At 54.5% G+C, this 23,661-nt stretch carries 16 protein-coding genes; 7 read left to right on the top strand and 9 right to left on the bottom strand.

The annotated features are described in order from the left end of the window. The first annotated feature begins 19 nt into the window (after window positions 1–19). Window positions 20–2,467, top strand: coding sequence for a glycogen phosphorylase (glgP, locus tag ACUY4S_RS01885; protein WP_312689716.1), 2,448 nt, complete (start codon window positions 20–22; stop codon window positions 2,465–2,467). 42 nt (window positions 2,468–2,509) lie between these two features. Here the strand turns inward: glgP and glpD are convergent, their stop codons facing one another. Continuing rightward, entirely contained in the window at window positions 2,510–4,015 is a 1,506-nt protein-coding gene (gene glpD, locus ACUY4S_RS01890; protein ID WP_458022867.1) for a glycerol-3-phosphate dehydrogenase, read from the bottom strand. A 189-nt stretch (window positions 4,016–4,204) separates the two neighbouring features. Here glpD and glpE point away from each other — a divergent pair, with 189 nt between their 5' ends. Genes glpE through ACUY4S_RS01905 form a run of 3 tightly spaced genes read left to right on the top strand, consistent with a single transcriptional unit; the run spans window position 4,205 to window position 6,198 of the window. Further along, window positions 4,205–4,534, top strand: coding sequence for a thiosulfate sulfurtransferase GlpE (glpE, locus tag ACUY4S_RS01895; protein ID WP_312689712.1), 330 nt, complete (start codon window positions 4,205–4,207; stop codon window positions 4,532–4,534). A 57-nt stretch (window positions 4,535–4,591) separates the two neighbouring features. Next, the gene (glpG, locus tag ACUY4S_RS01900) at window positions 4,592–5,422 is read left to right on the top strand and encodes a rhomboid family intramembrane serine protease GlpG (protein WP_312689710.1); all 831 of its coding nucleotides are present in this window, start codon (window positions 4,592–4,594) and stop codon (window positions 5,420–5,422) included. 17 nt (window positions 5,423–5,439) lie between these two features. Further along, window positions 5,440–6,198: a DeoR/GlpR family transcriptional regulator gene (locus ACUY4S_RS01905; RefSeq protein ID WP_312689708.1), complete on the top strand. Its 759-nt coding sequence runs from the start codon at window positions 5,440–5,442 to the stop codon at window positions 6,196–6,198. 28 nt (window positions 6,199–6,226) lie between these two features. Here the strand turns inward: ACUY4S_RS01905 and malT are convergent, their stop codons facing one another. Next, window positions 6,227–8,932 (bottom strand): HTH-type transcriptional regulator MalT, encoded by a 2,706-nt coding sequence (malT, locus tag ACUY4S_RS01910; RefSeq protein ID WP_312689706.1) that lies wholly within the window; start codon window positions 8,930–8,932, stop codon window positions 6,227–6,229. Window positions 8,933–9,548: 616 nt separating this feature from the next. On the opposite strand from malT, the gene malP reads away from it, so the two are divergent. Next, on the top strand, window positions 9,549–11,942 hold the full coding sequence (gene malP, locus ACUY4S_RS01915; protein ID WP_458022868.1) for a maltodextrin phosphorylase: 2,394 nt from the start codon (window positions 9,549–9,551) through the stop codon (window positions 11,940–11,942). A 9-nt stretch (window positions 11,943–11,951) separates the two neighbouring features. Continuing rightward, entirely contained in the window at window positions 11,952–14,033 is a 2,082-nt protein-coding gene (gene malQ, locus ACUY4S_RS01920; RefSeq protein ID WP_458022869.1) for a 4-alpha-glucanotransferase, read from the top strand. A 65-nt stretch (window positions 14,034–14,098) separates the two neighbouring features. Here the strand turns inward: malQ and gntT are convergent, their stop codons facing one another. From gntT to gntX, 3 genes are all read right to left on the bottom strand, one after another. Beyond that, window positions 14,099–15,415, bottom strand: coding sequence for a gluconate transporter (gene gntT, locus ACUY4S_RS01925; protein WP_458022870.1), 1,317 nt, complete (start codon window positions 15,413–15,415; stop codon window positions 14,099–14,101). A 383-nt stretch (window positions 15,416–15,798) separates the two neighbouring features. Continuing rightward, window positions 15,799–16,374, bottom strand: a complete 576-nt coding sequence (nfuA, locus tag ACUY4S_RS01930) for a Fe-S biogenesis protein NfuA (protein ID WP_312689700.1) — start codon at window positions 16,372–16,374, stop codon at window positions 15,799–15,801. Between the two features lie 58 nt (window positions 16,375–16,432). Then, complete coding sequence (gene gntX, locus ACUY4S_RS01935) at window positions 16,433–17,104, bottom strand: DNA utilization protein GntX (RefSeq protein WP_458022871.1); 672 nt, start codon at window positions 17,102–17,104, stop codon at window positions 16,433–16,435. A gap of 38 nt (window positions 17,105–17,142) precedes the next feature. Between gntX and bioH the strand changes: the two genes are divergently transcribed. Next, complete coding sequence (bioH, locus tag ACUY4S_RS01940) at window positions 17,143–17,913, top strand: pimeloyl-ACP methyl ester esterase BioH (RefSeq protein ID WP_458022872.1); 771 nt, start codon at window positions 17,143–17,145, stop codon at window positions 17,911–17,913. A gap of 59 nt (window positions 17,914–17,972) precedes the next feature. On the opposite strand, the gene feoC is transcribed toward bioH, so the two are convergent. The 4 genes from feoC to ACUY4S_RS01960 form a co-directional block, all read right to left on the bottom strand. Next, window positions 17,973–18,212 carry a [Fe-S]-dependent transcriptional repressor FeoC gene (gene feoC / locus ACUY4S_RS01945; RefSeq protein ID WP_312689694.1) on the bottom strand — a complete coding sequence of 80 codons (240 nt, stop codon included), beginning with the start codon at window positions 18,210–18,212 and terminating at the stop codon, window positions 17,973–17,975. Between the two features lie 11 nt (window positions 18,213–18,223). Then, the gene (feoB, locus tag ACUY4S_RS01950; RefSeq protein WP_312689692.1) at window positions 18,224–20,542 is read right to left on the bottom strand and encodes a Fe(2+) transporter permease subunit FeoB; all 2,319 of its coding nucleotides are present in this window, start codon (window positions 20,540–20,542) and stop codon (window positions 18,224–18,226) included. Between the two features lie 30 nt (window positions 20,543–20,572). Continuing rightward, window positions 20,573–20,800, bottom strand: coding sequence for a ferrous iron transporter A (feoA, locus tag ACUY4S_RS01955; RefSeq protein WP_312689690.1), 228 nt, complete (start codon window positions 20,798–20,800; stop codon window positions 20,573–20,575). A gap of 498 nt (window positions 20,801–21,298) precedes the next feature. Further along, complete coding sequence (locus ACUY4S_RS01960; protein ID WP_458022873.1) at window positions 21,299–23,641, bottom strand: Tex family protein; 2,343 nt, start codon at window positions 23,639–23,641, stop codon at window positions 21,299–21,301. Between the last annotated feature and the right edge of the window lie 20 nt (window positions 23,642–23,661).

The raw sequence follows: 23,661 nt of genomic DNA on the forward strand, positions 1-23,661 counted from the left end.
TTTTCCAGGAATCACTCCTATGAATGCACCTTTTACTTATGCTTCACCGACGTTAAGTATTGAGGCATTAAAGCACTCGATTGCTTACAAACTGATGTTCATCATTGGTAAAGATCCGGTCATCGCGAATAAACACGAATGGCTGAACGCAACGCTGTTTGCGGTGCGCGATCGGCTGGTGGAGCGCTGGCTGCGTTCCACCCGCGCGCAGCTCTCTCAGGAGGTGCGTCAGGTCTACTACCTGTCGATGGAGTTCCTGATTGGCCGCACGCTCTCGAATGCGCTGCTTTCACTCGGTATTTATGACGATGTGAAAAATGCGCTTGAGGAGATGGGGCTGGATCTGGAAGAGTTGATCGATGAAGAGAACGACCCCGGTCTGGGCAATGGCGGTCTTGGCCGACTGGCGGCCTGCTTCCTGGATTCGCTGGCGACGCTGGGCTTGCCGGGGCGTGGTTACGGTATCCGCTACGACTACGGCATGTTTAAACAGAACATTGTTGATGGGCGTCAGAAAGAGTCGCCAGACTACTGGCTGGAGTACGGTAACCCGTGGGAATTCAAACGCCATAATACGCGCTATAAAGTCCGGTTCGGCGGCCGTATTCAGCAAGAGGGCAGAAAGAGCCGCTGGGTTGAAACCGAAGAGATCCTTGCGGTGGCTTACGACCAGATTATCCCCGGCTATGACACCGACGCCACCAACACGCTGCGACTGTGGAATGCACAGGCCAGTAGCGCCATCAACCTGGGTAAATTTAACCAGGGGGATTACTTCGCGGCGGTGGAAGATAAAAACCACTCAGAAAACGTCTCACGGGTACTCTACCCGGATGACTCAACCTACTCCGGGCGCGAGTTGCGTTTGCGCCAGGAGTACTTCCTGGTTTCGGCGACGGTGCAGGATATTCTGAGCCGCCACTACCAGTTGCACCAAACGTATGACAACCTGGCGGATAAGATAGCTATCCACCTCAATGACACTCATCCGGTGTTGTCGATCCCCGAACTGATGCGATTGCTGATTGATGAGCATAAATTTGAGTGGGACGAGGCGTTTGAAGTCACTTGCCAGGTATTCTCTTACACCAACCATACGCTGATGAGTGAGGCACTGGAGACCTGGCCGGTAGAAATGCTGGGCAAAATCTTACCGCGCCATCTGCAAATCATCTTTGAAATTAACGACTACTTCCTGAAAACACTGCAGGAGCAGCATCCTAACGATATTGAGCTGTTGGGACGGACATCGATTATTGATGAAGCCAGCGGTCGCCGGGTGCGTATGGCCTGGCTGGCGGTTGTGGTCAGTCATAAAGTTAATGGTGTTTCGGAGCTGCATTCCAACCTGATGGTGCAGTCGTTGTTTGCCGACTTTGCCGAAATCTTCCCGATGCGCTTCATCAACGTTACCAACGGCGTAACGCCGCGCCGCTGGCTGGCGCTGGCCAACCCGTCGTTGTCGGAAGTGCTGGACGAAAATATCGGCCGCACCTGGCGTACCGACCTCAGTCAGCTCAGCGAGCTGGAGCAACATATTGACTACCCGACGGTAAATCAGGCGGTGCGTCATGCCAAGCTGGAGAATAAAAAACGGCTCGCCAATGTCATCGGTCAGCAGCTCAATGTGGTGGTAAATCCGAAGGCGCTGTTTGATGTGCAGATCAAGCGTATTCATGAGTACAAACGTCAACTTATGAACGTGCTACATGTGATCACCCGCTATAACCGCATTAAAGCCGATCCGACGGCAGAGTGGGTGCCGAGGGTGAATATTTTCGCTGGCAAGGCGGCCTCGGCATATTACATGGCCAAGCATATTATTCACTTGATTAACGATGTCGCGCAGGTGATCAACAACGATCCGGACATCGGCGATAAGCTGAAAGTGGTGTTCATTCCTAACTACAGTGTCAGTCTGGCTCAGGTAATTATTCCCGCGGCGGATCTCTCTGAGCAAATTTCGCTGGCGGGTACGGAGGCTTCCGGCACCAGTAACATGAAATTTGCCCTGAACGGCGCGCTGACTATCGGTACGCTGGATGGCGCAAATGTGGAGATGCTGGAGCATGTCGGTGCAGAAAATATCTTTATCTTCGGCAATACGGCAGATGAAGTGGAAGAGCTGCGCCGTAAGGGCTACAAACCGCGTGAATACTACGAGAGCGACCCGGAGTTGCACCAGGTCCTGACGCAAATCGCGACCGGGCAATTTAACCCGCAAGATCCGGGGCGTTACCGTGATCTGGTGGATTCGTTAATCAACTTTGGCGACCACTATCAGGTATTGGCGGATTACCGCAGCTATGTTGACTGCCAGGACAAAGTGGACGAGCTGTATAAACATCCTGAGGAGTGGACGACCAAAGCAATGCGCAATATCGCCAATATGGGGTACTTCTCATCTGACCGTACTATCCAGGAGTATGCAGAAAACATCTGGAATATCAAACCGGTCCGTCTGTAGTCAGCAGAAAACCTCTCCCCGGTGGGGAGAGGTTTTTGGTAATTAAGAGGCCAGCGACAGTTCCGCTTTATTATGACGGGTCAGCCACTGTGCTACGCGCGATTGCTCTTCTGCGTTTAACCACATGCCCAGTTTGGTCCGGCGCCAGATGGCATCATCCAGACGGCGCACCCATTCATGCTCAACCAGGTAGCGCAACTCCGCTTCATACAGCTCGTGACCGAAATGCTCACCCAAATCCTCAATGCTGTTGGCATTGGCGAGGATCAGTTCGCTGTTGCTACCATAAGTACGGGCGTAATGGCGTGCCTGCGACTCACTGATAAATGGATAGCGGCGGCGCAGTTTTGCGGCAAAATCATCGCGATCGCCTGCTAAATCGCCGCCCGGCAGTACACACTCTTTGGTCCACGCCGGGCCAATGCCTTTGTAATACGGCGACAGTTTTTCCAGCGCGTGTTCAGCCAGTTTACGGTAGGTGGTGAGCTTACCGCCAAAGACCGACAACAGCGGAGCTTTGCCATTATCGTCATGGATATCCAGCGTATAATCGCGGGTGATGGCCTGCGGGGAGTCTGACTCATCATCACACAGCGGACGTACGCCAGAATAGGTCCAGGCGATATCTTCGCGGGTCAACTGTTTCTTAAAGTGGCCGTTGTAGACTTTGAGCAGGTAGTTAATCTCATTCTCGTCGATCTCAACCTTTTTCGGGTCGCCTTTATATTCCACATCGGTGGTACCGATAATGGAAAACTCATCCATCCACGGGATCACAAACACAATGCGTTTGTCTTCGTTTTGCAGAATGTAAGCCTGCTTCTGTGAATGAACGCGCGGGACCACAATGTGGCTGCCTTTGATCAAACGGATACCATAAGGGGACGGCAGATGCATACCATCATCAAAGAACTGTTTCACCCACGGGCCAGTGGCGTTAACCAGACCGCGCGCCTGCCAGCTCTGTTTTTCCCCGGTATCGATATCTTCCGCTTCGACAATCCACATACCATTTTCACGGCGCGCGCTGGTGGCGCGTGTGCGGGTTAAGACCTTACCACCTTTACGCTCGACCATTTGCGCATTGGCGACGACCAGTCGCGCGTCGTCCACCCAGCAGTCAGAATATTCGAAACCGCGCACGATTTCTGGTTTCAGTACCGATTCTGCGCCAAAACGCAAACCAGCCGAAGCCGGTAAGCTGGTACGTTTACCCAGGTGATCGTACATAAACAGGCCAATGCGAATCATCCATGCCGGACGCAAATGCGGGCGATGCGGCAGACGGAAGCGCATCGGGAAGGCGATATGCGGCGCCATTTTTAACAACACTTCACGTTCGGCAAGCGCTTCGCTTACCAGCCGGAATTCATAGTGTTCAAGGTAGCGCAGCCCACCGTGGATTAATTTGGAGCTGGCGCTGGAGGTCGCACAGGCGAGATCCTGTGCTTCCAGCATCAGCACAGATAAACCACGCCCTGCGGCGTCTGCCGCGATACCGGCACCGTTGATGCCCCCACCTATCACAATCAGATCTTTGGTTTCCATGCTGCCCTCACGCACTTTCGTTATAGCTCAAAAATGTTCGATATCGCTCATAATAGCAAATGAACGCGCCTTTGGTAACATCAAAAAAACAATTTAGAGTGATATGCATAACATAATGGCGTTTACCTGCCGTCACGACGTACACTTGACGGCAGAATAGCCATCACCTGTGTCAATTAAGAGAATGTCATGGAACACTTTGAGTGCATTAACGTAGAAGAAACCCATCAAAAACTGCAGCAGCATCAGGCAGTACTGGTGGATATCCGCGATCCGCAAAGCTTTGCCATGGGCCATACGCCGGGTGCATTTCACCTGACCAACGACACGTTAGGCGCGTTTATGCGCGATAACGACTTCGACACGCCGGTTATGGTGATGTGTTACCACGGCAACAGCAGCAAAGGCGCAGCGCAATATTTGCTCCAGCAGGGTTACGACAAGGTATATAGCGTGGATGGCGGTTTTGATGCCTGGCATCGCCATTTCCCGGCTGAAGTGGCGCACGGCACGCTTTAGGCCTCCCGCCTCTCTCGCTATACTGTCTCTCTTTGTATGGATTAAGCGACGCCAGCCATGTTAATGATTACCTCTTTTGCTAACCCTCGCGTCGCCCAGGCGTTTGTTGACTATATGCAGACCCAGGGTGTGATCCTGACCATTCAACATCATGCGCAAAGCGACATCTGGCTGGCGGATGAGAGCCAGGCTGAGCGCGTGCGGGCAGAGCTGGCGCGGTTTATGGAAAACCCGTCCGACCCGCGCTATCTGGCAGCAAGCTGGACATCCGGGCAGACAGACAGTGGTCTGCATTACCGTCGTTTTCCGCTGATGGCGGCCCTGCGCGAGCGGGGTGGGCCATTGACGTTGCTCATTGCCGCGCTCTGCGTCGTGGTGTTTGTACTGATGAGTATCGTTGGCGATCAAACCGTGATGATGTGGCTGGCCTGGCCCTGGGATGACAGTGTGCAGTTTGAGGTCTGGCGCTACTTCGCACATGCGGTAATGCATTTTTCGCTGGTGCATATCATCTTTAACCTCTTTTGGTGGTGGTATCTTGGCGGAGCGGTAGAAAAGCGTCTCGGCAGCGGTAAGCTGCTGGTGATCACCCTTATCAGCGCGCTACTGAGTGGTTTTATCCAGCACAAGTTGACCGGCCCGTGGTTTGGCGGTTTATCCGGTGTGGTTTATGCGTTGATTGGCTATGTCTGGCTGCGTGGCGTGCGTGACCCGCAGCCGCAAGTGGCATTGCCGAATGGCTTGTTTATCTTTACCGTGGCATTGATGGTGGCCGAATGGTTCGGTTTGACCGGCTTCGCCATTGCCAGCGGAGCACATACCGCCGGGCTGGTGATCGGCCTGGCGATGGCGCTGGTGGATTCGCAGAATGTGCGAAAACGAACATAATTCTTCAGGGACAATTCATGAAACAAACACAGCGTCATGACGCGATTATTGAACTGGTTAAACAACAGGGATATGTCAGTACCGAAGAGCTGGTCGAACAATTTTCCGTAAGCCCGCAGACTATTCGCCGCGATCTGAACGATCTGGCGGATCAGAATAAAATTCTGCGCCATCATGGCGGCGCGGCGTTGCCGTCCAGTTCTGTGAACACCTCGTGGCACGATCGCAAATCCACCCAGACGGCGGAAAAAGAGCGTATCGCCCGTAAAGTCGCCGAGCAGATCCCCAACGGCGCGACGCTGTTTATTGACATTGGCACCACGCCTGAAGCCGTGGCGCACGCGCTGCTCGATCACAGCGATTTACGCGTGGTAACCAATAACCTCAACGTCGCCAATACGTTAATGAAGAAAGATGACTTCCGCGTGATCCTCGCTGGCGGGGAATTACGCAGCCGCGACGGCGGCATTGTTGGCGAAGCTACCCTTGATTTTATTTCCCAGTTCCGTCTCGACTTCGGCATTCTGGGCATCAGCGGTATTGATGCAGACGGTTCATTGCTTGAGTTTGATTACCATGAAGTGCGCACCAAGCGTGCGATTATCGAAAATTCACGCCATGTCATGCTGGTGGTGGATCACTCGAAATTTGGCCGCAATGCGATGGTCAATATGGGCAGTATCAGCATGGTAGATGCGGTTTATACCGATACCATGCCGCCGTCAGGCGTGATGCAGGTGATCACCAGCAGTAATATCCAGCTTGAGCTTTGTTAAGCGCGAACGTGTCTGACGGCACCCGCCGTCAGACACCATAACCCATAATTTTCAACAACTGCTGGGCGTGCTGAACCGCATCCTGACGGTGAGCGACACCGAGTTTCTGGTAGAGATTTCGAATGTGCGTCTTGATGGTGGTGGCGGCTACTGCCAGTTCGCCAGCGATCTGCTCATTGCTATAACCAGAGTAGATAAGCCCTAATACTTGCCACTCACGCTGCGTGAGCGGGCTGGTGCGGATCAGTTCCGGCACTTCAGGGTGGGTCAGCAGTCGTTCAACAAATGTTTCATCAAAGTGGGCAAATTTATGCCGGTGGTGCTGGTTAATATCCCGCAGGATACGCTGAGCGCGGTGCTGATCCAGTTCCGGCAGCGTATTAAGCTGAATTAACTGGCGCAACTGCTGCGCCATCGCTTCCCCTTCGATCACAAAATGGCTGATAAACCCGGTACGGTTGGCGAGCTGTAATGCTTCCAGCAGTACGCGCTGGGCGTCATTTTTGCGCCCGGCCTGCCAGTAAAGTTGATTCAGTAGCAGCAGGTTACGGTTAATGTCGCTCATTAGCCGCAGGCTGCGGGCGTTCTCATTCAACTCTTCCAGCACCATTTCCGCCGGTTCGAAGTCCCCCAGCAGGATCTGCGCCCGGGCGATGTTGCGCCACTGGCTTTGCAAAAAATGGTTATTGGCGAAAGCCGGTTTTGGCGTCTGGCGCAGCCACTGCGCGGCGGCTTTCTTATCGCCGGTCATTTGCCAGTAGATAACCCGTACTTTGTCAGCGTTAGATACCCAATCGCTGTGGTACTGGCCATTGCCGAGCAGGTTTTCCAGCCGGTGAAGGTGGCTGCGTGCATTGTCCAGATCCCCGCGTGCCAGCGAGTTTTGCACCACCAGCGCCAGGCATTGCAACTGCTGCTGCGGCTGTAGTGCGCTGAGCACTTCCAGCCCCTGACGCGCGGCGGCTTCGGATTCATCCAGCCGTGCCCAGGCCCACAACAGCTGGGCGCGAATGCGTAACAGGAACTCGTGCATTGGCAACTGTTCCAGATGCTGTTCGCGGATCAGGATAAAACCTTTCTCCTGCATCTCCCAGGCCGCCTGCAAGAAGCCCTGCGCAAAGAGGATTTCGCTCTGCTGGATCAGACTCCACAACGCGTAATGCCAGACATCGTGGCGGCGTGCCATCTGTTCGGTCTGTTGCATGACCGACAACGAGCTGGTCAGCTCGCCCTTACAGTGCAGTACTTCGCCATGCACGGAGGTGGCAACGATGCGGCTGTAGTAATTCGCCAGCGGCAACTCTCCCAGGGCGACCATCGCCAGCCGCTCCGCTTCTGCCGGGTCGCCATCATTAATGGCCACCTGGGCGCGCAGCGCATTGAAATCACCATGCAGAGAGGAATCCATCTGCGTGGTCATCTCTTGTTCCGCGCGGGCCAGCAGCGTGTTGACTTCACCGTAGCGATGCTGGCTTTGCATGAGCCAGGCCTGCAACAGGACTAGCCGGGGATTTTCCAGCAGGCTTTCCCACGGTAGCGCTTTTAACGACTCTTCGAGCAAGCTCAGCTCACTGTGGTTAAACAGCCCCCACGCATGATGCAGCAGAATATCGCGCAGCATGACGCCATCACCTGCGGCCAGCGCATGGTGAATGGCTTCACTCGGGAACCCCTGCGCCATCCAGCTTTCCGCCGCTGCCCGGTGAATATCCGGCAGTTCTGTTGCCAGTTCCCACTGACAGCGCTGACGCAGGAAGTTGCCGAACAGCGGATGGTAGCTAAACCATTCGCCGGAGTCGTCCATCCGCTGCAAGAACAACCCCTGACGCTCGATCTCTTCGAGCCGCATTTGCCCGTTTTCTTCACCGGTGACGCGCACAATCAACGCGTCATTCATTGAACGCAGCAGTGCGCTTTTGAGCAGGAAGTGACGGGTGCTGACATCAACGTTGTCCAGCACTTCATCGACCAGATAGTCGGAAAGGTGAGTGGCGTTGATGCCGGATAAACGGCGCGCCGACTGGTGCGGGGCGCTGTGATTTTGCCGGGCAGAGAGCGCGATGAGTTGCAGTGCCGTTGCCCAACCTGCCACGTCATCACACAGCCGACCGCTTTCTGCCGCCTCAATGGGCGAGGCCAGCCGGCAGTCGAAGAACTGTTTGGCTTCCTGGTGATTAAACGCCAGTTGCTGGCTGCCAATTTCCAGTAATTGCTCGCGCACCCGCAGGTTGGCAATGCCCAATTGTGGCAAGTTGCGCGACAGGACAATCAACGTCAGATTTTCCGGCTGATGGCGCAGGAAAAAACGCATAGCGTCGTGGATAACCGGGTTGGTTATAAGGTGATAATCATCGATCACCAGGTAGAGCGGGCGCTGCCATTCCGTCAGTTCAACAAAAAGCTGCGAGAAGAGTGACGCCAGGCTGGCGTACTGGCGTTTTTGCGCCATTGCCTCGCTGCGCAGGCAATGGCCGCCCGTTGCCTGTTGAATGGCGGCGATAAAGTAACTGGCAAAGCGTTCCTGCTGGTTATCTCCTTCATCCAGGGAGTACCAGCCAATGTCGTTTTTACCTGCCGCCCACTGGGAAATAAGCGTTGTTTTTCCGTAACCCGCGGGGCTCGTGATCAGCGCCAGCCGATAATTGTTGGCGCCGGAAAGTTTCGCCAGCAAACGTTCACGCACCACCGTGTGGTCGAGACGAACCGGGCGACTTAATTTTGACGGAATCAACATAGTTATCACTTCACTGTGAGGCAAACAGGGGAATTGATTTTTTTTGCGCTTCGTAATTAATACTAATAAGGTCGGTCAGATGTGCATTTATTGCAAGTTATGTCCAAATCTGACGATTGTGAATTTGCACTATGTCACATTTCTTTTTCAATAATGTCTAAATTAAGCACAATATTGGCAACGAGAGGCTTACTCAGGTCTGGCGGGGTACGAGGGCTTACAGAATAAAGAGTTTTATTGCCCATAGGGCCCTGGTAAAAGTATTCATTAAACTCTGTTTTATCGCCATAAATAGCGAAGTAGATGAAATCTTAAGCTACAGGCCCTATTATCCGCCGCTTGTTTGCCATCAGACATAATTATTTCTTACTGAAACGACATTTCATTTTGTTTCTTTCCTTGCCCGGGTTAGACCATCGCCTTCCGCATGTTTTGTCCGTGTTTTGTTTGAGAAATGTGCAAAAAAGACGCTACCTTTAAGTGGCGGCGATCACAGTTTTCGCTCATCCCCGCAACTCCTCCTGGCATAATCCCCGGCGGGAGGAGGAACTCATACCCTGAGCCAGGCACACTAGCGCTAACGTCGATCTATTTCATTACAGGACCCGGATTTTTTATGTCAAAGCCAACGTTTGATAAAGCGCAATTTGAAGCGGCCCTCACGCGCCAGTGGCAGCGTACGGGGGTTGCATCTGCAACGGAAATGACACCTCATCAGTGGTGGCAGGCGGTCAGCGGTGCGCTGGCGGAACTGCTCGCCGCGCAACCCGCGCCGAAAGCGGCGAAAGCACAGCGTCATGTTAACTACATTTCAATGGAGTTTCTGATTGGTCGCCTTACCGGGAACAACCTGCTGAACTTAGGCTGGTACCAGGATGTGGCCGAGGTCCTGAACGCGCATAAAATCAATCTGACTGACCTGCTGGAAGAAGAGATCGATCCGGCGTTGGGCAACGGTGGGCTGGGGCGTCTTGCGGCCTGTTTCCTTGATTCAATGGCCACCGTTGGTCAGTCAGCGACAGGCTACGGGCTGAATTATCAGTACGGTTTATTCCGTCAGTCTTTCGTTGACGGGCAACAACACGAGGCCCCGGATGACTGGCATCGTCGGCATTATCCATGGTTTACCCATAACGAACAGCTGGACGTGCAGGTGGGTATTGGCGGGAAGGTTACTAAAGAGGGGCAGTGGCAACCGGCGTTTACGTTAATTGGCGAAGCCTGGGATCTGCCTGTCATTGGCTATCGCAACAGCGTAACGCAGCCGCTGCGCTTGTGGCAGGCAACACATGCGCACCCGTTTAACTTGACTAAATTTAACGATGGGGACTTCCTGCGCGCTGAGCAAACGGGCATTGATGCAGAAAAGTTGACTAAAGTGCTCTACCCCAACGACAACCACCAGGCGGGCAAGAAACTGCGTCTGATGCAGCAATATTTCCAGTGTGCCTGTTCGGTTGCCGACATCCTTCGCCGTCATCACCTGGCCGGGCGTAAAGTGGCGCAGTTGCCGGACTTTGAAGTTATCCAGTTGAATGATACCCACCCGACCATTGCAATCCCTGAGCTGTTACGCGTTCTGCTTGATGAACATCAACTGAGTTGGGACGATGCATGGGCGATCACCAGCCGCACGTTTGCTTACACCAACCATACGTTGATGCCGGAAGCACTGGAGTGCTGGGATGAAACGCTGGTGAAAGCGCTGTTGCCACGCCATATGCAAATCATTAAGCAGATCAACGATAAGTTTAAAGTGCTGGTAGAGAAGACCTGGCCGGGAAACAAAGAGGTGTGGGCGAAGCTGGCCGTGGTGCATCACAAACAGGTACGCATGGCGAACCTCTGCGTCGTTGGCGGTTTTGCCGTAAATGGGGTTGCGGCGCTGCATTCGGACCTGGTAGTTAAAGACCTCTTTCCGGAATACAACCAGCTCTGGCCGGGCAAATTCCATAATGTGACGAACGGCATTACGCCACGTCGTTGGATCAAACAGTGCAACCCTCTGCTGGCGACCCTGCTGGATAAGACGCTGAAAAAAGAGTGGGCCAACGATCTTGACCAACTGATTAACCTGGAAAAATATGCCGATGATGCGGCATTCCGTCAGCAATATCGTGACATTAAACAGCAGAACAAAGTTCGCCTTGCGGCCTTTGTTAAAGCCCGCACCGGTATCATCATCAACCCGCAGGCGCTATTCGATGTGCAGATCAAACGGCTGCACGAATACAAGCGTCAGCATCTTGGTCTGCTGCATATCATTGCGCTGTATAAAGAGATCCGTGAAAACCCGCAAGCTGACCGCGTACCGCGCGTGTTCTTATTCGGCGCGAAAGCCGCACCAGGATACTACCTGGCGAAGAACATCATTTATGCCATTAACAAAGTGGCAGACGTTATCAATAACGATGCGCAAGTTGGCGACAAGTTGAAAGTGGTGTTCCTGCCGGATTACTGCGTGTCGGCAGCAGAGAAGCTGATCCCGGCGGCGGACGTGTCTGAGCAGATCTCTACCGCAGGTAAAGAGGCCTCGGGTACCGGCAACATGAAACTGGCGCTGAACGGTGCGTTAACCGTCGGCACGCTGGATGGTGCAAACGTCGAAATTGCCGCTCAGGTGGGCGACGAGAATATCTTTATCTTCGGCAATACGGTTGAGCAGGTGAAGGCACTGAAAGCCAAAGGCTATGACCCGCTGAAATGGCGTAAAAAAGACAAACTGCTTGATGCTGTCCTGAAAGAGCTGGAAAGCGGCAAATACAGCGATGGCGACAAGCATGCTTTCGATCAAATGCTACACAGTTTGGGTAAGCAGGGCGGTGATCCGTACCTGGTGCTGGCGGATTTTGCCGCCTATGTTGAAGCACAAAAACGTGTAGATGTGCTGTATCGCGACCAGGAGGCCTGGACCAGGGCGGCGATTCTGAATACTGCTCGTTGCGGTATGTTCAGCTCTGATCGATCCATTCGCGATTATCAAACCCGGATCTGGCAGGCCAAACGTTAAGGGAGCCCGATGGAGAAAATACGTCTGGAGCAAGCCGCGCTGGCGGCGGGGATCAGCCCTGACTATATCAATGCTCATGGCAAACCGCAGTCCATTACCGTCAGTACGAAGCAGCGGCTGCTGGCGGCGATGCACCCTGCGACGGCGGTAGAGGCCGCGCCTGTTCCGCCAGTGCGGGTCTTTACCCGCGGTAAAAAGAAGACATTACCGGTGAGCGGCAAAGGTGAGTTTGCCTGGCATCTCACTCTGGAAAACGGGAAACAGTACCAGGGCAAGGCGCATGGCGGTGAGGATCTGGCGCTGCCAACCGGTCTGCCGTTGGGCTATCACACATTGACGCTGGAGCAGAAAACGCAGCGCTGGCAGTGCGGGGTAATCATTGCTCCGGCGCGGTGTTATGAACCTCCTGCGCTGCTGGACGGGAAAAAACTGTGGGGAGCCTGCGTTCAGCTTTATACCCTGCGGTCAGAAGATAACTGGGGCATTGGTGACTTTGGCGATCTGAAAAAGATGCTCGGCGAAGTCGCCAGCCGTGGTGGGGCGTTTATAGGTCTTAATCCGATCCATGCGCTTTACCCGGCGAATCCGGAGAGCGCCAGTCCTTACAGCCCCTCTTCCCGCCGCTGGCTGAATATTATCTACATTGACGTCAATGCACTGGCGGATTTCCGCGAAAGTGAAGAGGCGCAGGCCTGGTGGGCAATGCCCACCACCCAGCAATCCCTGCGTGCCGCCCGGGATGCGGAGTGGGTAGATTACGCCACCGTAACCGCGTTGAAACTGGCGGCATTGCGCCTGGCATGGAAACGCTTTCGTGAACGCGCTGACGACGATGAGCAGGCAATGGCGTTCCGAACCTTTGTGCAACAGGAAGGTGAAAGCCTCTACTGGCAGGCCGCGTTTGACGCGCTGCATGCGCAGCAGGTGCAGGAAGATGCGTTGCGCTGGGGCTGGCCGGTCTGGCCGGAGGGCTTTCAGTCTACTTGCAGTCCGCAGGTTAGCGCTTTTTGTCAGCAGCACGCTGATGAAGTCAATTTTTATCTCTGGCTGCAGTGGCTGGCCTACACGCAGTTTGCTGAGTGTTGGGCGGTCTGCCAGCACCATGCGATGCCGATTGGCCTTTACCGCGACCTGGCGGTGGGTGTGGCAGAAGGCGGGGCGGAAACCTGGTGTGACCGTGAGCTCTATTGCCTGAAGGCCTCTGTGGGCGCGCCGCCGGACATTCTCGGGCCGCTGGGGCAAAACTGGGGATTGCCGCCCATGGATCCGCATGTGATGCGCGCCCGCGCTTACGCGCCCTTTATCGATCTGCTGCGCGCCAATATGAAGAACTGCGGCGCGTTGCGCATTGATCACGTGATGTCGATGCTGCGCTTATGGTGGATCCCCTACGGTGAAACGGCGGATCACGGGGCGTATGTGCAGTACCCGGTGGACGATCTGCTGGCCATTCTGGCGCTGGAAAGTCAGCGTCATCAATGCATGGTGATTGGCGAGGATCTGGGCACGGTGCCGGTAGAGATTGTCGGCAAGCTGCGCAGTAGCGGTGTCTACTCCTATAAAGTGTTGTACTTCGAAAACGATGCGCAAAACATGTTCCGGGCGCCGCAGACATATCCGTTGCAGTCGATGGCGGTTGCCACCACGCATGATTTGCCCACGCTGCGCGGATACTGGGAGAGCGGTGATTTAACCCTCGGTAAAACGCTCGGACTGTACCCGGATGAAGTGATATTGCGTGGCTTGTATCAGGATCGCGAGCGGGCAAAGCAGGGGTTACTGGAGGCGTTGCACCGCTCGGGTTGTTTGCCGAAACGCGCGGGGCACACTGCGGCGCGTATGCCGATGACAGCGGTACTGAATCGCGGTATGCAGCGTTATATCGCCGACAGCAACAGTGCGCTGCTGGGGTTACAGCCCGAAGACTGGCTCGATATGCCCGGGCCGGTCAACGTTCCGGGTACCAGTTACCAGTATAAAAACTGGCGGCGTAAGCTGGCGGTGTCGCTGGAGAAAATGTTCGCCGATGAGAAGGTAAACAGGTTGATTAAAGACCTGGATCGTCGGCGTAAAGCGGCGGCGAAACGTTAATAAAAATGCCCGGTAAAACCGGGCATTTTTTCACGCCAAATGGGGCGCTTTCCGGCCATCAGGCATTAAACCACCATACCCAGCAGCAAACAGCCAACCAGACCGCAGACAGAGATGATGGTTTCCAATGCTGACCATGAGCGCATGGTTTCACCGATAGTCAGATTGAAGTATTCCTTGAACAGCCAGAATCCCGGATCGTTCACATGTGAGAAGATGACACTGCCTGAGCCAACCGCAATCACCATCAGTTCCGGGCTGACGCCAGTGGTGGCAATCAGCGGCGCGGCGATGCCGCCTGCGGTAATTGCTGCAACGGTCGCTGAACCCAACGCAATACGCAGTACTGCCGCAATAGACCAGGCCATAAACAGCGGTGACAGATTGGTTTCGTGCATCATTGAAGCGATGTATTTATCTACGCCGCTATCAACCAGAACCTGTTTGAACGCGCCGCCGCCGCCGATGATCAGCAGCATCATGGCGATGATTTTGATCGAACTGGTCAGTGTTTCGTTAATGTCGTCCATGGAACGACCACGGTTCAGGCCAAAGGTGAAGACAGCAATCAGTACCGCAATCATGGTTGCCATTACCGGGTCGCCAAAAAACTCAGCGTACGGCAGGATCGCGTGACCTTTTGGTAGGATCATCTCTGCCACGGCGCGCAGCGCCATCAGAATCACCGGTACCAGAGAGGTCCAGACGCTCACGCCAAACCCCGGCATCTCTTCTTCGCTAAAGGTTTTGGAGTTGTACAAGCCTTCCGGGATCGGCTTATCAATGCTTTTCAGGAACCGCGCATAAACCGGGCCTGCAAGGATCACCGTCGGGATGCCAAGCAACGTACCGTAAAGCAGGGTTTTACCCATATCAGCATGGAAGATGGTGGCGATAGCGGTCGGGCCAGGGTGCGGCGGCAGAAAACCGTGCGTCACGGAGAGCGCGGCAGCCATGGGAACGCCAATATAAAGCAGCGGAATGCGGGCAGACGCGGCAATGGTGAACACCAACGGCAGCAGCAGCACGAAGCCCACTTCATAAAACAGGGCGAAACCGACGGTAAAACCGGTTAATACCACTGCCCACTGAATATGCTGGCGACCAAATTTTTCGATAAGTGTCGTGGCGATGCGCTGTGCGCCGCCGCAGTCGGCCAGCATTTTACCGAGCATAGCGCCAAAGCCCATGATCAAGGCCAGGCTGCCCAGTGTGCCACCGACACCGGCTTTAATGGATTTGATAACGGCATCCAGCGGCATGCCCTGCATCATCCCGACGGCGAGTGCCACCAGGATCAGAGCGATAAATCCGTTGAGTTTAAAGCGGATCATTAACAGGAGTAGTAGGGCTACACCGATAGCGACAATGACTAATGGCATGATTTACCTGGCCTTTAATTTGTTATGGGTAACGTCATTTTTCTCTGGCAGCTTGCCAACGCTCCTGTTACGGAAGCGGCGTGCTGCGGCACCGTTACGGCTTACATCCACCTTTAAAAATTGTAGCTGGATGTTTTTATCTTGTCGGTACTGCGTTGAATGATACGGGTAACATCCAGGGAAAGAGAATCACCTGCGGGGTCTAAATGTGAGAACTGAGATATCCGTCATACTAATGCGCGGTAATCAGCCGTTAACAAAGGGGAAAAATATCGCCAGGGATACGGGTAACAAGGGGGAGGGTAACAGGGAAAGATGTCGGTAAATCGGGTACATACCCGGGCGACAAAGCGCCGCCGGGCATGCAGTCGTACGCATAAATCTTAGTAGTAGGAGTGCTCGCCGCGCTGGTGCTCGGTCAGATCGCGCACGCCTTTGAGTTCCGGGAACTCGGTCAGCAGCTGCTTCTCAATCCCTTCTTTCAGCGTCACGTCGACCATGGAGCAACCGTTACAGCCGCCGCCAAACTGCAGGATGGCGTAGCCTTCATCGGTGATCTCCATCAGCGATACGCGGCCGCCGTGGCCGGCCAGTTGCGGGTTGATTTGCGACTGCAGCAAATATTCCACGCGTTCCATCAGCGGGGCATCGTCGGAGACTTTGCGCATTTTGGCGTTCGGCGCTTTCAGCGTTAACTGGGAGCCCAACTGATCGGTAACAAAATCGATTTCCGCATCTTCCAGATACGGCGCGCTCAGCTCGTCGACATAAGCAACCAGCTGTTCAAATTCCAGTGCGGTATCGGTCGCTTCAACCGCATCCGGCGGACAATAGGAAACACCACACTCGGCATTTGGTGTGCCTGGGTTGATCACAAATACGCGGATTTGCGTCCCTTCTTCCTGATTTGCCAGTAGTTTTACAAAATGCGCCTGGGCTGCATCGGAAATACGGATCATAGCAATGGCCTAATAGTTGACTATTTTACTTGGTTATAATACGCCCATCATCGAGGGTCTACAAGGTTCGACACAGGCACCATACCTGAACAGTCGCTGCGCCGCTGCGTAAAAGCAGACGGCTGATTTCTGCAACAGTACTGCCGGTCGTGACGACATCATCCACCACGGCGATATGGAGTCCGGCGACGGGCAATTCAAGTCGAAAGGCGTTTTTCAGGTTCTGTTTGCGCAACCGGGCGCTGAGGTGATGTTGCACTGGCGTGGCCCGCCGACGGCTCAGGGTAGCGGGGTCATAGCGGCATTGCAGCCAGCGCGACAGCGCCCGGCACAGCAGATCGCTTTGGTTAAAGCCTCTGCGCCATTGACGCCGGGCGTGCAGCGGTACGCTGATGATCAGATCGGGTTTACCCGCTCCACGGCTACGTAGAGCTAACAACAGCAGACGGGCAAGCGCGTGCGCGGCCTCCGGGCGTGGCAGAAATTTAAACTGTTGCAGTAAGGTACTGAGCGGCGGTGTGTAATGGCTGACGGCAATCAACTGCCGCCATGGCGGGGGTTTTTGAAGACAACGCCCGCATTCCACCTCTGCGTGCGCGGCAGGTAAACCGCACAAAGGGCAAACTTTTCCGGCGGGTCGCATCGCCCGACTGCATAATGAGCAAATGCCCCAATGACTGCATGCGAGCGGCATTCGGCATAGCCAGCATAAGCCTGGCGCTGTTAGCATGTTGCACCTCCCTGTGTAAAAGAAGAGAACAATAACGGATGAATGACATCTGGTGGCAAACCAAAGGCGAAGGAGATTGTCATCTTGTGCTGCTGCACGGATGGGGACTGAATGCGCAGGTGTGGGATTGCATTATCCCGCAACTGAGTTCGCATTTTACCGTGCACCTGGTGGATCTACCGGGGTATGGCAGAAGCGGCGGATTCGCTGCGCTTTCGCTGCGTCAGATGGCAGACATTGTGTTATCCCAGGCGCCGGAAAAGGCAATTTGGCTGGGCTGGAGTTTGGGTGGGCTGGTGGCAAGCGAGCTGGCGTTACTCGTACCGGAGCGCATGCATGCGTTGGTCACCGTGGCGTCATCGCCATGCTTTAGCGCACGGGATGGATGGGCTGGGATCAAACCAGAGGTACTGGCAGGGTTTCAGCATCAACTTAGTGAAGATTTCCAGCGCACTGTGGAGCGTTTTCTGGCCTTGCAAACCCTGGGCACGGAAACGGCAAAACAAGACGCCCGCGCGCTGAAGAACACAGTATTGTCCCTGGATATGCCTTCGGCAGAAGTCCTGAACGGCGGGCTGGAAATTCTGAAAACGGCAGATTTGCGCACCGCGTTATCAGCGCTTGAGATACCCTTTTTACGCTTGTATGGCCGCCTTGATGGGCTGGTGCCGCGTAAAATCGTACCGCTATTAGATGAGATGTGGCCGCGCAGCAAGTCGATTCTTTTTCCGAAAGCAGCGCATGCCCCGTTCATTTCGCATCCCGCAGAGTTTTGCGACGCGCTGGTGGCACTGAAAGCCAGGCTGTAAAGAGGTGTGGGAACGGGCCTGAGCAGCGGCATGCGCAGGCCGGATACATGTTCCGTTCGTTAACGCAGCGCCCACCACTCGCGAGTGCAGGCGCTTTTCCCTTCCGGGCACTGTTTACAACTCCCGCTCAGGCAGCCGTCAGCCTCTTCCTGGATGCGTACGGCTTTACCCATTGCCTCCATGCGCCCGAGCATGGCATCGATCAACGCACGCGGTGTATGTAGCGTGGCGCTGAGCTGGCTGGCTTCCATCCGCCCCTGCAACGCCAGCATATCTCGCACTTCAAGCAACGAGGCCATTCTCAGGCTCCTTAGTGGCAATCGCCAGTCGGGCTGTCGCAGCAGGTGGCGACCGTTTTACGCGTCGCCAGCAGATTGACGTCTACCCGGCTTCTGGCGCGACGCAGGGTACCTATCACCACAACGTTAAACAGGATCACTGCCAGAATACAGGTCAGGCTGTAAACCGGGTGCTGGTTAAAGGTTGCTACCTGGTAGAACAGGGTTGAGAGCGAGTAAGCGATGTTCAGCCCCCACAACACCGAGAAGCCCATCCAGCCACGGCTGGATTCTCGAGCGATAGCGCCCATCGCGGTGATGCAGGGCACGTAAAGCAATACAAAAATCAGGTAGCTGTAAGCGGCTGCGGCGCTGCCAAATTTCTCACTCATCACGCCCATAGTGCCGGTTTCCATTTCGCCGTCGCCTTTGCTGGCTTCTATCGGGTTCGCCAGCACGCTCAGACTGAAGGTGTCATTCAGGCTTTTCCAGGTATCTGCCAGGGCTGCAGACAGCTCATCCGTCAGGCTGAACTCCGCCGGGTTAAACGCCTGTTGCTGAATATTCTCTGCGGTATAAAGGGTGTTCAGCGTGCCGACCACCACTTCTTTCGCCATTGCGCCGGTGACCAGCCCCACAGTCGCCTGCCAGTGGTCGCCATGCACGCCGATAGGTTCCAGCAGCGGGGTGAAGACGCGGCTAACCGACGCAAGCGCAGAGTCATCAATTTTGTCGACGGTGCGCCCGTCCAGCGAGAAGCTATTCATTGCGCTGAGGAAAATGCTGACAATGATGATCACTTTACCGGCGCGGATCACAAAGCCCTTCAGACGCTGCCAGGTTTGCAACAGCAGGCTTTTCAGATGCGGCACATGGTAAACCGGCAGTTCCATGACAAAGGGCGAGGCTTCACCACGCAGTAAGGTGTATTTCAGCATCAATCCGGTAAGGATCGCCATCACGATGCCCAGCACATAAAGAGAGAAGACGGTGACTGCACCTTGCTGGCCAAAGAAGGCGGCGGCAAAAACCGCGAAAATCGCCAGACGTGCCCCACAGGACATAAATGGCGCCATCATCATGGTGATCAGCCGTTCACGCGGCGCATCCAGGGTGCGCGAACCCATAATCGACGGTACGTTGCAGCCGAAACCGACAATCAGTGGAACAAAGGATTTCCCCGGCAGGCCGAGCGATTGCATCAGGCGATCCATCACAAAGGCGGCACGCGCCATGTAACCCGAGTCTTCAAGGAAAGACATAAACAGGTACATCATGCCCAGTTGCGGCACCAGCGGCAGCACAGTGTTGACACCGCCGCCCAGGCCTTGCGCCAGGAACACGGTTAGCCACGCCGGGAAGTGCAACGTATAACCAAGCCACTGAATACCGTGAATGAAAATCGCCACAGAGCCCGCATCAAAAATCGGTGCGAATGCGCCGCCGATGTTAATGGCGAACAGAAACATCAGGTACATCACAAACAAGAAGATCGGCAGGCCCAGGTAGCGGTTGAGGATCACCCGGTCAACGGCTGCGGTGAAACGGCTTGGCTCTGCGGTCAGGGTGTTACTGACGCTGTCGCAAATGGCGGCAATAGATTGATAGCGTGCATCGGCAATATGCAGTGCCGGATCGTCCATCTCCGTCTGTAAGCGCGATTGCGCCATTTCCAGTTGTTGCGTGTTGATACCGGAATTAGCACGGCTGTAGATATCGCCTTCCAACATCTGCAGGCCCATCCAGCGGCGCTGCTGCCATGGCATTTCAGACGGCATCATCTGCGCCAACGCGTCGGCTTCGCGAGCGAGCGGTTGCGCGTAGTGCACCAGTTCAACGTCGTCATTGGCCTGGTGACGGTCGATCGCCAGTTTTAACGCGCCAATACCGCGACCGCGCGTTGAAACCAGCGGCACCACCGGGCAGCCCAGTCGGGCAGAAAGGGCGGCGACATCAATCCGCACCTGCTGTTTCTCGGCAATATCGAGCATGTTCAGGGCAATAATGCATGGAATACCCAACTCCAGCAGTTGCAGTGTCAGGTAGAGGTTACGTTCGAGGTTGGATGCGTCAACCACATTGATTAACAGGTCGGCATCGCCGTTCAAAATGTAGTGACAGGCGATTTGCTCATCCAGCGAGGTTTGCGCAGAAATCGTTGTCAGAGAGTAAGTGCCTGGCAGGTCAACCAGCGTGACCTGATTATCGGTGGTGGTGAACCCACCTTCTTTGCGTTCCACGGTCACGCCAGCCCAGTTCCCCACACGCTGACGCGCACCGGTTAACTGATTGAATAACGTTGTTTTGCCTGAATTAGGATTACCAATTAAGCCAATGGTTATTTTTTTCATTTTACTTAACTCTCTGTAACGACCAAACGCTTAACGTGAAACGGCTTCCAGTTCGAGGAAGGCGAGATCTTTTTTTCTTAACACCAAATTAACGCGTCGGGTTTCGATATGAATGGGATCGCCCAACGGCGCCACGCGCACCACATTAAATGAGGAGCCGGGTAACATACCTAATGAAAGCAGTTTCTGACGCCAGGCAGGGCTAATATCTTGAGAGAAACCGGTAATTTTCCACGCGCTGTCAGGAGAGAATTGCATAGAACCTACTTATATACGCTGTTAGCCAATATTCATGCTGTGCGCTGTGAGCACAGGCTTAACCGGTGAAGGTGTGGGGGAAGAATCATCTTGCACAATGATAATGAGAATAGTTTTTATCATCAATCATAAAAACAGGCACAACGGGGGAGATAAATATTAATTCGACTCAGTTTTGACGTAGCTCAATATTTTGTTGGGCTGCACTTTGCGCTCTGTTTAATAAAAGAAATGCAAAATTTTATTGCTGCATTTTATTTCAGCCTTAAGGCTTTATTAAGCATGCAGGGTATAAGAAAGAATAAATAATCAGCAAGAAACTCTGGGGTATGAACTTATTATCGATAATTTGGTGAGTTTTTTTGAATATTAATTGGCAGGTAAAATAACAAGTTAGTAATTTTCGGGCTAAAGATCTTCTTAGTGAAATTGTATGTTTTCGAATGTATTGATGAAAAAAACAGCCCTCCTCAGACGCGAGAAGGGCTATGTTAGAGGTTAACGTTTCTTACCCATTGCCGCTGCCAGCGCATCCATCATGGCACTGTTGCCAGCAGGTTGCGCATCGCGGCTGCGCGGGGTTTTCACCGGGCGCGCGTTGTTGCGGTTTCCGGCATCGCGGTTGCCGCTGTTGCTGTTACTACCACGGCGGTTATTGCTGTCGCCTGGCTGTTCATCCAGTCGCATGGTCAGAGCAATACGCTTACGTTGCAGATCCACTTCGAGTACTTTCACTTTCACGATATCGCCGGCTTTTACCACCGTATGGGGATCTTCAACGAATTTGTCCGCCAGTGAGGAGATATGGACCAGCCCGTCCTGATGCACGCCGATGTCAACGAACGCGCCAAAGTTAGTCACGTTGGTCACTGCGCCTTCCAGCACCATACCCGGCAGCAGATCGTTCATCGTCTCAATGCCTTCCGCAAAGGTTGCGGTTTTGAATTCCGGACGTGGATCGCGACCCGGTTTCTCCAGCTCTTTGATAATGTCGGTTACTGTCGGCACTCCGAAACGTTCATCAGTAAAATCAGACGCCTTCAGTTTGCGCAGTTCGTTGCTGTTTCCCATCAAATCACGCAGAGATTGCGCCGTAGCCGCCAGAATGCGTTCCACCACGGGGTAGGTTTCCGGGTGTACCGTCGAGGCGTCCAGCGGGTTATCGCCGTGGTTAATACGCAGAAAGCCCGCGCACTGTTCAAAGGCCTTCGGGCCGAGGCGGCTGACTTTCAGTAACTGCTGACGGTTCTGGAACTGACCATTTTCATCGCGCCAGGTCACGATATTCTGCGCCATCATGCGGGTTAATCCCGCTACGCGCGTCAGTAACGGAACCGAGGCGGTATTCAGGTCAACACCGACGGCGTTCACACAATCTTCGACGACGGCATCCAGCTTACGCGCCAGCTGTGTCTGGCTGACGTCGTGCTGATACTGACCCACACCAATAGATTTCGGATCGATTTTTACCAGCTCTGCCAGCGGATCCTGCAAACGACGAGCGATAGACACCGCGCCACGCAGGGAGACATCCAGATCCGGGAACTCCAGCGCCGCCAGTTCAGACGCGGAATAGACCGAGGCGCCGGCTTCGCTGACTATCACTTTCTGTGCCGTGACTTTCGGGAACTGTTTTTGCACATCCAGAAAGAAACGCTCCGTCTCACGGGAGGCGGTACCGTTGCCAATTGCCACCAGTTCAACGTTGTATTTTTCGCACAGCGCAGCGACCGCAACAGCAGCTTTTGCCGCCTGCCCGGTATGGGGGTAGATGGTGTCCGTTGCGACCAGTTTGCCGGTACCATCAACCACCGCGACTTTCACGCCGGTGCGCAGACCCGGATCCAGCCCCATGGTCGCGCGCAGCCCGGCAGGCGCAGCCATCAGCAAGTCGTGCAGGTTACGGGCAAAGACATTGATCGCTTCGTCTTCCGCACGCTCACGCACCGTGCCCATCAACTCCGTTTCCAGGTGCATTAATATTTTGATGCGCCACGTCCAGCTTACTACGCCTTTGCGCCAGCTATCGGCCGGTGCATTATTCAGGCGCAGACCCAGATGATCGATAATGATCTGCTCGCAATGGCTCTCTTTCGGCGGTTCGTCGAATTGCGGGTCGGCATTCAGCGACAGCTGTAGCACCCCTTCGTTACGCCCACGGAACATGGCCAGCGCGCGGTGGGAGGGGGTGGTTGAAATCGGTTCGTGATGATCGAAGTAATCGCGGAACTTCGCCCCTTCTTCTTCTTTGCCACTGATGACGGTGGCCACCAGATGTGCGTTTTTCCACAAATAGTCACGCACTTTCGCCAGCAGTGCGGCATCTTCGGCAAAGCGTTCCATCAGGATGTAGCGCGCGCCATCAAGGGCAGCTTTGCTGTCTGCCACGCCTTTATCGGCATCGACAAAGGTTGCGGCTAAGGTATCCGGATCCTGTGAAGGATCGGTCCACAGTGAGTCAGCCAGCGGCTCCAGCCCGGCTTCAATCGCTATCTGCCCGCGGGTGCGGCGTTTTGGCTTATAAGGCAGATAGAGATCTTCGAGTTCAGTTTTGCTCAGCGTACCGTTAATGGCTTTCGCCAGTTCATCGCTGAGTTTTCCCTGCTCGCCAATGGACTTGAGGATGGCCTGACGGCGTTCTTCCAGTTCACGCAGGTAGACAAGACGGGTTTCGAGCTGACGCAGTTGCGTGTCATCCAGACCGCCGGTGACCTCTTTACGATAGCGCGCGATAAACGGCACTGTGTTCCCTTCATCAAGCAGGCGAACGGCGGATTCCACCTGTTCAGCCCGGGCCTGAAGTTCACCCGCAATAATGCGGCAGAGCGAATCATTCATCATTTCTTTAATCATCTTCTGCT

Source organism: Kosakonia beeri (assembly GCF_054165705.1).

What these genes read in the sequence shown, in the direction of transcription:
- glgP (WP_312689716.1), top strand. Translation starts at nt 20, where the DNA reads ATGAATGCACCTTTTACTTATGCTTCACCGACGTTAAGTATTGAGGCA.
- glpD (WP_458022867.1), bottom strand. Translation starts at nt 4,015, where the DNA reads ATGGAAACCAAAGATCTGATTGTGATAGGTGGGGGCATCAACGGTGCC.
- glpE (WP_312689712.1), top strand. Translation starts at nt 4,205, where the DNA reads ATGGAACACTTTGAGTGCATTAACGTAGAAGAAACCCATCAAAAACTG.
- glpG (WP_312689710.1), top strand. Translation starts at nt 4,592, where the DNA reads ATGTTAATGATTACCTCTTTTGCTAACCCTCGCGTCGCCCAGGCGTTT.
- ACUY4S_RS01905 (WP_312689708.1), top strand. Translation starts at nt 5,440, where the DNA reads ATGAAACAAACACAGCGTCATGACGCGATTATTGAACTGGTTAAACAA.
- malT (WP_312689706.1), bottom strand. Translation starts at nt 8,932, where the DNA reads ATGTTGATTCCGTCAAAATTAAGTCGCCCGGTTCGTCTCGACCACACG.
- malP (WP_458022868.1), top strand. Translation starts at nt 9,549, where the DNA reads ATGTCAAAGCCAACGTTTGATAAAGCGCAATTTGAAGCGGCCCTCACG.
- malQ (WP_458022869.1), top strand. Translation starts at nt 11,952, where the DNA reads ATGGAGAAAATACGTCTGGAGCAAGCCGCGCTGGCGGCGGGGATCAGC.
- gntT (WP_458022870.1), bottom strand. Translation starts at nt 15,415, where the DNA reads ATGCCATTAGTCATTGTCGCTATCGGTGTAGCCCTACTACTCCTGTTA.
- nfuA (WP_312689700.1), bottom strand. Translation starts at nt 16,374, where the DNA reads ATGATCCGTATTTCCGATGCAGCCCAGGCGCATTTTGTAAAACTACTG.
- gntX (WP_458022871.1), bottom strand. Translation starts at nt 17,104, where the DNA reads ATGCTAACAGCGCCAGGCTTATGCTGGCTATGCCGAATGCCGCTCGCA.
- bioH (WP_458022872.1), top strand. Translation starts at nt 17,143, where the DNA reads ATGAATGACATCTGGTGGCAAACCAAAGGCGAAGGAGATTGTCATCTT.
- feoC (WP_312689694.1), bottom strand. Translation starts at nt 18,212, where the DNA reads ATGGCCTCGTTGCTTGAAGTGCGAGATATGCTGGCGTTGCAGGGGCGG.
- feoB (WP_312689692.1), bottom strand. Translation starts at nt 20,542, where the DNA reads ATGAAAAAAATAACCATTGGCTTAATTGGTAATCCTAATTCAGGCAAA.
- feoA (WP_312689690.1), bottom strand. Translation starts at nt 20,800, where the DNA reads ATGCAATTCTCTCCTGACAGCGCGTGGAAAATTACCGGTTTCTCTCAA.
- ACUY4S_RS01960 (WP_458022873.1), bottom strand. Translation starts at nt 23,641, where the DNA reads ATGATGAATGATTCGCTCTGCCGCATTATTGCGGGTGAACTTCAGGCC.